Source organism: Variovorax dokdonensis (genome assembly GCF_030316895.1).
Taxonomy (GTDB): domain Bacteria; phylum Pseudomonadota; class Gammaproteobacteria; order Burkholderiales; family Burkholderiaceae_C; genus Variovorax; species Variovorax dokdonensis.
Genome location: NZ_JASZYV010000001.1, coordinates 206,102 through 214,605, shown reverse-complemented (window position 1 = coordinate 214,605; position 8,504 = coordinate 206,102). Strand labels below are relative to the sequence as shown.

The following is an 8,504-nucleotide window of genomic DNA, read 5'->3' as shown; positions in this document are numbered from 1 at the left end:
CGCTACCGGCTTGGCCCGCGTGGCGGCGTCGGCACCAGGGCGCGCACCGCCGTCTTCAGTTGCATCAGTTCGGCGGGCTTGGCCGCACGCAGCGACAGCACACCATCGCCAGCCGTAAAGCCGAAGGGCAGCTTGTTCAGCCGCGTGGCGTAGTCACCGATCACGCCGAGCAGCGCGGCCCACACCGCGTCCTGCACGATGCGGCCCCAGCGGCCCACCAGAAGGCCGTCGCCGCGCGGCAAGGATTCGGTGGCGGCGATCAGGCCGGCCGGGTCGCGCGCCCCACCCACGGCGAAGGGCATGACCAGCGTTTCGCGGCCGGTCTGGTCGCATTCGAGGTCCACGCTGACGGCGATGAGCCGATCGCGCAGTGCCACGCGCACATCGGGCAGGTGCACCAGCACCTCGTCCGCACCGTCCACCCACACCACGGGCGGCGGCGCGGCGAAGCCGGCCGGCAGGGCTTCGGGCGAAGCGAGACGACGCGCGACGGCCGCGGCCAAGGTCGCTTCATCGAGACGTGCGGGAATCTCGAAACGCCGCTTGGGCGAGATGACGAGGCGCGTTGCCACGGCATCCGCCGTTCAAGAAGACATCCAGAAAAGCGCGAAGACGATCATGGCCTTCCCCTCTCGGTGTTCTTGGGAAGCGGCGGATTCTGAGAGCGCTTGGCGCGCGGCGCAATCTGTCTGATGGCCAGGGGCCGCGCAAAGGCGCTGCGGGAGCCGGCCGCATGGCCGGCAAGAATTACTTGGGACGATGCAAGGCGCAGAGCTTGTTGCCGTCGGGGTCGCGCACATAGGCCAAATGCATGGCCCCCAGCGAGCCTTCGCGCAGCCCGGGCGGTTGTTCGATCGACGTGCCGCCGTGCGCAACCGCCACGTCGTGAAACTCCTTCACCTGCTCGGGCGAGACGCACTTGAATCCGATGGTGCCGCCGTTGGCGAACGTGGCGGCTTCACCATCGATGGGTTCGCTGATGCAGAACGAGCTTCCTTCGTGCCGATAGAAAAGCCGGACCTGGCCGGTGGCATTCTTGTTGCGAACGGGCTCCTTCGCCCCTAGCACGCCGAGCACGGCGTCGTAAAACCGCTGGGAACGCTCGATGTCGTTCGATCCGACCATCACATGGCTGAACACTTTGCTTGTCTCCTGTCTTGGTTGAAAGGCGTTGTTGGAACGGTCATGGTACAGGGTGGCATGGCGACATCCGTTGCCACCGCTGCGCCGAAACTGACCGTGCCGTGCCCGATGCGGTCGGCCACGACAAGCCCATCAGCCCATCAATCCGGGACTAGGCAGCCTTGCGGGCCGTAGCCTCTTGGAGCAGATCGCAGACAGCATCGGTGACCTGTACGGTGGTTGCCGAACCACCAAGGTCGCCGGTATGCAAGGCAGGCGTGGCAGTGACCTGCTCGATGACGGCCATCAGGCGGCTTGCCGCCGCATCCTCGCCAAGATGCTCCAGGAGCATCACGACCGACCAGAACGTTCCGACGGGATTGGCCAAGCCCTTTCCCATGATGTCGAAGGCCGACCCATGGATGGGCTCGAACATGGAGGGATAGCGCCGCTCCGGGTCGATGTTGCCGGTCGGTGCAATGCCGAGACTTCCTGCCAACGCCGCAGCCAGGTCGCTGAGGATGTCCGCATGCAGATTGGTGGCAACGATGGTGTCAAGCGACGCCGGCTTGTTCACCATGCGAGCCGTCATCGCATCGACGAGTTCCTTGTCCCACTGCACGTCCGGGAACTCCGCGGCCACTTCGCCGGCGATCTGGTCCCACATCACCATGGCATGACGCTGGGCGTTGCTCTTGGTGACCACCGTCAGTTGCTTGCGCGGTCGCGACTGGGCCAAACGGAATGCGAACCGCAAGACGCGCTCGACGCCGGCACGGGTCATCATGGAGACATCCGTGGCCACCTCGATGGGGTGGCCTTGATGTGCGCGGCCGCCGACGCCCGAATACTCACCCTCGGAGTTCTCCCGCACGATGACCCAGTCGAGGTCTTCTCGCCTGCATCGCTTGAGAGGCGCGTCAATGCCGGGCAGGATTCGCGTCGGCCGGACGTTGGCGTACTGGTCGAACCCCTGACAGATCTTGAGCCGCAGCCCCCACAACGTGATGTGATCCGGAATGTGCGGATCACCGGCCGAACCGAACAAAATGGCATCTTTGTCGCGAAGCGAGTCCAGGCCGTCGTCCGGCATCATGACCCCGTGCTCGCGGTAGTAGTCCCCGCCCCAGCCGAAGCTCTCGAACTCGAATCGGAAGCTGTCGAAGCTGGCGGCCAGCGTCTCCAGCACTTTCTGCCCCGCGGGAATGACTTCCTTGCCAATCCCGTCGCCGGGAATGGTTGCAATCTTGTAGACCTTCATGTTCCTTGCGCCTTGGTGATGTGTACGTGCGACTGTAGGCATTCAAGAATCAGGGGAACGGCTTCGATCTCAATCCATACTTAACTTCAATTCAAGTATGTCGCCTCAAGCGCTACGCTGTTGTCAGCGTGGCACGCGACCGCTGGCTTCCCACTGGGCAAAGGACTCCGCGAAGAAATCGACAAACGCGCGTACCCTGGCGAAGGTGTGCTGATTGCGTGGGTAGACCGCGTAGATGTCGGCGTCGGGGGTGTCGTACTGCGGCAATACCTGGACGAGCCTTCCGCTCTGAAGGTAGCGGCTGATGTCCCACTCGGCGCGCATCACGATCCCGTGACCATCGAGCGCCCAGTTGACCGCGATCTCGCCATCGTTGGTGGTCAGGTTGCCTCGAATCTTGACAACCTGATCTTCCGGACTGCGGCCCTTGATGGGTGTCAGCCGCCAGACGCCGTAGCCTTCGTCGCCTTGGCGAATGGTGATGCAGCTGTGGCGCAAGAGGTCGCTCGGTGTCTTCGGGACACCTCGGCGTGCGAGGTAGGCCGGCGAGGCGCACAGCAGCCGGCGATTCTCCGCGAGCTTTCGGGCAAGCACGCGAGTGTCTGGTGGCGCTCCAAAGCGGATGCAGACATCGTAGGCATCTTCTGTCAATGCAGGCGGGCCCACGGAGAGTTGAAGTTGCACATCCACATCCGGATGGCGCTTGGCAAACCGCGATATGAGGGGAGCGACATGACTGCGTCCGAATCCCAGGGTGGCATTGACACGCAGAAGCCCGCTGGGCTTTGCCTTGGCCGAACCCAGGACTTGCTCCAGTTCATCCACGCCAGCCAGGATTCGCTTGGAGTGCTCGAAGTAGATCTCCCCCTCGGGCGTCAAGCCCATGCGCCGGGTCGAACGGTTGACCAGAGAGAAGCCGAGCCGGGTCTCCATCGATGCAAGGTGCTTGCTGACGGCAGCCGTCGAGATGCCAAGCTCCCGCCCCGCGGCGCTGAGACTGCCCGCTGCAGCCAAGGTTGCGAAGAACGAAAGGTCGGATGGCTGAATGCGCTTGCTCATGGTTCAGTCTGTTCGGGCGTCGGCTAGCTTAACTCCAGGTTAAAGACAGTTTTCCTTTGATGGTGCCGCCGCATGGCCTTCCCTGTCTAGAGTCGGCCTTCATGCCCAGTCAGGCTGGCGAAGTGACGGAAACCATCAATACAGGAGACATCAATGTTCAATGCCGTTTCGAAGGATGCCATCAAGACCCGCCGACGTACGCTGTTGACATTGGCTGTTGCTGCAACTTGCCTGAGCGCCAATCTGGCCTACGCCCAGACCTGGCCGTCGAAGACGATCAGCCTGGTCGTTCCGTTTCCGGCTGGGGGAACGACCGACGTGTTGGCTCGCGCGCTGGCGGAGCCTCTTGGCAAGGCGCTGGGGCAGGCCGTCATCGTCGAAAGCAAGCCAGGAGCGGGCGCGACGCTGGGCGCGGACTACGTCGCCAAGTCACAGCCGAACGGATACACCCTGCTGGTGGGTGCCGTGCATCACACGATTGCCACCAGCGTCTACAAGAAGCTGCCCTATGACTTCCAGAAGGACTTTGCCCCTCTCACCACCATCGCGTTGGTTCCCAATGTGCTGGTCGTGAGCAGCGCGTCGCCTGCCAAGGATGTCGCCGGGTTGATCTCGATGGCCAAGGCGGCCACGGAACCGATGGCGTATGGCTCCAACGGGAACGGCACTGCGCAACACCTCATCGGCACGCAGTTCCAGAATCTCACCGGCGTCAAGCTCCTGCATGTTCCCTACAAGGGAAGCGGTCCGCTGACGGTTGATCTGCTAGGCGGCCAGGTTGCCATGTCGTTCGACACGGTGACGCCCGTGCTTCCGCATATTCAAGCCGGCAAGCTCAGACCGCTTGCGGTCACGACAGCCAAGCGTTCGAGTGCGCTTCCCGACGTGCCCACGCTGGACGAGGCCGGGCTCAAGGGCTTCAACATCGGCACCTGGTTCGGCGTTCTGGCGCCGGTGGGCACACCCAAGGAGGTCCAGGCCCGCTTGTCGGCCGAGATGGTGAAGATCATCCACTCTCCGGATTTCAAGGCTCAGATGGCCAAGATTGGCGCCGAGCCAGTCGGAAACTCCCAGGTGGAAATGGGCAAGCAGATTGCGGACGAGACCGAGAAGTTCGCCAAGCTGGTGAAGGACAGCAACATCACTGTCGAATAGTCGACGCGCCGAACGCGCGAGGGCCGGTCGCCACTCTTCAGGGCGAAAGGCGGAACACGCTGCCGCCTTCCTTGATGGTCTCGACCACCTTGATCTTGGAGAGGTTGTTCGGGTTGCCGGCAGTCGGGTCGCGTGACAAGACCACGAAGTCGGCCAGCTTTCCCACCTCGATGGATCCTTTGGAGTTCTCCTCGAAGATCTGGTAGGCCGGCCAGATCGTCATGGCATGCAGGGCAGTCAGGACGTCGACCTTCTGCTTCTCGCCGATGACCTTGCCGGAGCGACTTCGGCGCGTGACCGTGGCGTCCAGGACCCGCATCGAATCCGGCAGCGCCACCGGCGCATCGTGGTGGGTCGTGAAGATCATGCCTCGGCCTCGGACCCAGCCCGTCGGCGAGATGTTCGGGCACAGCTGCGGACCCACGGTGTGCTCGCAGTGCCAATCGCCCCAGTAGAACGTGTGCATGGGAAAGAGCGACGGGATGACGTGCAGGCGCTGATAGGCGTCGACCTGGTCCTCCCGGAGAAACTGGCCGTGGATCAGCGTGGGACGCTGGTCCTTGTAGGGATGCCTGGCCTCGGCGGCGTCGATCGCCTTGATGAGCAGGTCCGAAGCCGCTTCGCCATTCGCGTGCGTGATGATCTGCACGCCGTTGGCGAAGGCCCATTCGACGGCATCCATCACCTCTTCGGGCTTGGCCGCGGCGTAGCCGGCATAGCCCTTGGGATAACTGCCGACCGGGTCGTAGTAGGCCCGGTCACGCCATGCCGTGAAGCCCTGCGGGCTGCCGTCGATCGTGAGCTTCGCACCGGCCACGCGCAAACGGTTCTTGTACGCGGGGCTTGCATGGCTGAGGATGTACTGGCGGTCCACCAGCACGTCCGGATAGGTCAGCACGTCGATCTTGAACGCCCCTTCGTCCGCGACCTTGCGCAGCACGTCGGCGATGCCGGGCACCGAGCGTCCTTCCTGCGCCGTGGTGTACCCGAAGCGGGCCCACTGCTTCGCGCCGGCCTTGGCGAATGCCTCGATGCCCAGCGGGCCGATGTTGTGCAGCACCTTGCCCATCAGCGGGAAGAAGGCGGTTTCCTCCAGCGTCCCGTTCGGCTCCTGCGAACCGGCCTTGCGCTGGATCACGCCACCCTCCGGATCTTTCGTCGACGCGTCGTAGCCGACCAGTTCGAGCGCCGCCGAATTGGCGCTGGCCAGGTGCCCCGACTGGTGGATGACCACCACGGGAACGTCCTTCGAAACCTCGTCCAGTTCTTCTTTGGTCGGGTGGCGCAGCTCCTTGAGCTGGGCGTTGTCGTAGCCGAAGCCGACGATCACGTTGCCCGCCTTGACGGCGGCGCCGTTGGCCTTCGCCCAGGACTTCAGCGTCGCCACCATGCCGGCGATGTCCTTGATCTTGCCGTCGGGCGGGGCCAGCATGTTGGCCGAAAGCGCCTGCAGGCCGCCCATGACCATGTGGCCGTGCGGATCGACGAAGCCAGGCAGCATCGCTCGGCCCTTGAGGTCGAACAGTTGCGTGTTCGCCCCCTTGAGCTGCATGACCTGGGCCTTCTGCCCGACAGCGATGATCTTGCCGCCTGCCTCGGCCACCGCTTCGACCCGCATCGCCTGGTCGTTCATCGTCAGGATCGGACCGCCCGACCAGATCCGGTCGGCCGTCGGCTGGGCGCCAGCCGCCGTCAGACTCAAGCAAGCGACGGCGAATGCGATGACCCTGTAGTGGCAAGACATCGTCAACTCCTATGCCTGGATCTGTCCAGGCGCATGGATTCGATAGGCAGGTTGGTGGCAGTACCGCTCAAACCAGTAGGGCGAGGTGGTTGGCCATCATGCGGAGGTCGCCGAACGAGGCGTTGTCGCCCGCCCGAACCCCACCACCATCTCGCGCAACCAGCGCACCGCAGCATCGGCATTAGAGCGCGTGTCCCAGCAGACGTACAGCCGGTAGGCGGGCAGCTCGAAGGGAAGCGAGACGGCATCGAGCAGGTGGCCCCACCGGGCCGCGACGCGCTGCGGGAACACGGCCACGGCATCGGTGCTGGCCAGCAGGTCCGCCATCTGGCTGAAGGTGGTGACGGCCGCCTGCACATGCCGCGAGAGGCCTTGCCGTGCCAGTGCCTGATCGATCGCATCGTCGAGGTTTGAGCGGCTCTGCCCCAGCACCACGTGCGGCATGGCGCAGAAAGCCTCCAGGTCGTGGCCCACCCCGAACTTCGAATGGCCCTTGCGAGCGACGGCGACATAGCTGTCCTCGTACAAAAGCTCGGACTCGACGCCCGAGGCCGGCACGATGCGCGGCAACAGGCCCAGGTCGACATCCCCGCGCCGCAGACGCTCTGGCAACTGGCCATAGTCGGCAAGCTCCCAGGCCAGGCGGATTCGCGAGCCCTGGGCCGTGAGGGCCGTGCACAGCATGGGCAACAGCATGCGGCTGCTGTAGTCGCTGCCCGCGATGCGCAGGATGCGCGCCGATGTGGCGGGATCGAATTCCCGGTCGGTGTCGAGCAGGTCTTGCATGTCCTGCAGCACGGCTTCGACGCGGGGCGCGAGTTCGAGCGCGCGGGGCGTGGGCACGACCCCGTGCGCGGTGCGCGTGAAGAGCGGGTCGCCAAAGGTCTCGCGTAAACGCTTGAGCGAGGCGCTCACCGCAGGCTGGCTCAGGAAGAGGCGGGATGCCGCCCGCGACACGCTGCGCTCGCGCAGGAGGGCATCGAAGGTCCGCAACATGGCCAGGTCCACGCTTCGGATATCAGATCGACCCATATCAGTTATCCAAACGTTCGAATTGATCTTGGGGGTGGGGTACTCCTATCGTATGCGCACCCACAAGACCAAGGAGACAAACATGCCCGCTCGCCCGAAGCACGGTGACTCATTCCGCGCGCAGCGCCGCAACGTCCTGCGCGGCGGCGCCGCGATCGCGGCCCTGGCCGCACTTCCGATGGCCCCGCGCGCCCTGGCGCAACAGGCATCCGGCAGTTTCCCGAGCAAGGTGATCCGCATCGTGCCGTTCGGTACCGCAGGCGGGCCGATCGACGTCATCGCGCGCGTCTATGGCGAGAAGCTGCAGCAGCGCTGGGGCCAGGCGGTGATCGTGGAGCCCAAGCCCGGCGCCAGCGGCATCCTGGCATCGGACATGGTCGCCAAGGCCGCGCCCGACGGCCACACGGTGCTCTTCACCCTGCCGCTCACGCACATCAACAACGCGATCCTGCAGTCCAAGCTGCCCTACGACCCGGTCAAGGACTTCGAGCCCATCTCCCAACTCGCCACCGGCGGCCCCATGCTGGTGGCGCGCGCCGATGCGCCCTATTCCAACGTCAAGGAATTCGTCGCCTACGCGAAGAAGCACCCGGGCATGACCTACGGCACCTGGGGCAACGGCTCGCAGGCGCACTTGATGGGCGAACTGCTCAAGCACCAGGCCCACCTCGAACTCACGCACGTGGCCTACAAGTCGGAGTCCGCGGCGCACAACGACATGATCGGCGGCGTGCTCGACTTTGCCTGGGCCAACCCGTCGACGGCGCGCGCGCAGTCGCAAGGCGGTCGGATGAAGGCACTGGGCATTGCCGGCAGCCGGCGCGTGTCCACCATGCCCGACGTGCCCACGTTTGCCGAGCAAGGCTTTGCGGGCTTCGACCTGGACAGCTGGATCGGCGTGTACGCCCCCGCCAAGACGCCCCAGCCCATCATCGAGCAATGGACGCAGGCCCTGCGTGACATCACCCGCATGCCCGAGGTGCGCGAGAAGCTCATCAACTACGGCTTCGAGCCGCTTGGCAGCACGCCTGCCGAATTCAAGGCCAGCTATGAGGCCGACTACCCGCGCGTGGCCGAGCTGATCAAGGCCGCAGGAGTCACTGCCCAGTGAGCGCCACGAACCCCACGACC

The 8,504-nt window shown here is 64.7% G+C and carries 8 protein-coding genes; 2 read left to right on the top strand and 6 right to left on the bottom strand.

The window, feature by feature from the left end:
• Window positions 1-2 precede the first annotated feature (2 nt).
• The 4 genes from QTH91_RS01040 to QTH91_RS01025 form a co-directional block, all read right to left on the bottom strand.
• Complete coding sequence (locus tag QTH91_RS01040) at window positions 3-572, bottom strand: hypothetical protein (protein WP_286658179.1); 570 nt, start codon at window positions 570-572, stop codon at window positions 3-5.
• 175 nt (window positions 573-747) lie between these two features.
• Window positions 748-1,140, bottom strand: a complete 393-nt coding sequence (locus QTH91_RS01035; protein WP_286658178.1) for a VOC family protein — start codon at window positions 1,138-1,140, stop codon at window positions 748-750.
• Between the two features lie 154 nt (window positions 1,141-1,294).
• Window positions 1,295-2,383, bottom strand: coding sequence for a tartrate dehydrogenase (locus tag QTH91_RS01030; protein WP_286658177.1), 1,089 nt, complete (start codon window positions 2,381-2,383; stop codon window positions 1,295-1,297).
• 123 nt (window positions 2,384-2,506) lie between these two features.
• A complete protein-coding gene (locus QTH91_RS01025; protein WP_286658176.1) occupies window positions 2,507-3,442 on the bottom strand; it encodes a LysR family transcriptional regulator in 936 nt (311 codons plus the stop codon).
• A 153-nt stretch (window positions 3,443-3,595) separates the two neighbouring features.
• On the opposite strand from QTH91_RS01025, the gene QTH91_RS01020 reads away from it, so the two are divergent.
• Entirely contained in the window at window positions 3,596-4,597 is a 1,002-nt protein-coding gene (locus QTH91_RS01020) for a Bug family tripartite tricarboxylate transporter substrate binding protein (protein ID WP_286658175.1), read from the top strand.
• Between the two features lie 37 nt (window positions 4,598-4,634).
• Here QTH91_RS01020 and QTH91_RS01015 read toward each other — a convergent pair whose 3' ends face one another.
• Together QTH91_RS01015 and QTH91_RS01010 are read right to left on the bottom strand one after the other, a co-directional pair.
• Window positions 4,635-6,341 carry an amidohydrolase gene (locus tag QTH91_RS01015; RefSeq protein WP_286658174.1) on the bottom strand — a complete coding sequence of 569 codons (1,707 nt, stop codon included), beginning with the start codon at window positions 6,339-6,341 and terminating at the stop codon, window positions 4,635-4,637.
• A gap of 96 nt (window positions 6,342-6,437) precedes the next feature.
• Window positions 6,438-7,373 (bottom strand): LysR family transcriptional regulator, encoded by a 936-nt coding sequence (locus tag QTH91_RS01010; protein WP_286658173.1) that lies wholly within the window; start codon window positions 7,371-7,373, stop codon window positions 6,438-6,440.
• Window positions 7,374-7,455: 82 nt separating this feature from the next.
• On the opposite strand from QTH91_RS01010, the gene QTH91_RS01005 reads away from it, so the two are divergent.
• Complete coding sequence (locus QTH91_RS01005; protein ID WP_286658172.1) at window positions 7,456-8,484, top strand: Bug family tripartite tricarboxylate transporter substrate binding protein; 1,029 nt, start codon at window positions 7,456-7,458, stop codon at window positions 8,482-8,484.
• Window positions 8,485-8,504 lie beyond the last annotated feature (20 nt).

Excerpts from the sequence above, each read along its gene's own strand:
- QTH91_RS01025 (WP_286658176.1), bottom strand. The coding sequence starts at position 3,442 with ATGAGCAAGCGCATTCAGCCATCCGACCTTTCGTTCTTCGCAACCTTG.
- QTH91_RS01015 (WP_286658174.1), bottom strand. The coding sequence starts at position 6,341 with ATGTCTTGCCACTACAGGGTCATCGCATTCGCCGTCGCTTGCTTGAGT.
- QTH91_RS01010 (WP_286658173.1), bottom strand. The coding sequence starts at position 7,373 with ATGGGTCGATCTGATATCCGAAGCGTGGACCTGGCCATGTTGCGGACC.
- QTH91_RS01020 (WP_286658175.1), top strand. The coding sequence starts at position 3,596 with ATGTTCAATGCCGTTTCGAAGGATGCCATCAAGACCCGCCGACGTACG.
- QTH91_RS01030 (WP_286658177.1), bottom strand. The coding sequence starts at position 2,383 with ATGAAGGTCTACAAGATTGCAACCATTCCCGGCGACGGGATTGGCAAG.
- QTH91_RS01005 (WP_286658172.1), top strand. The coding sequence starts at position 7,456 with ATGCCCGCTCGCCCGAAGCACGGTGACTCATTCCGCGCGCAGCGCCGC.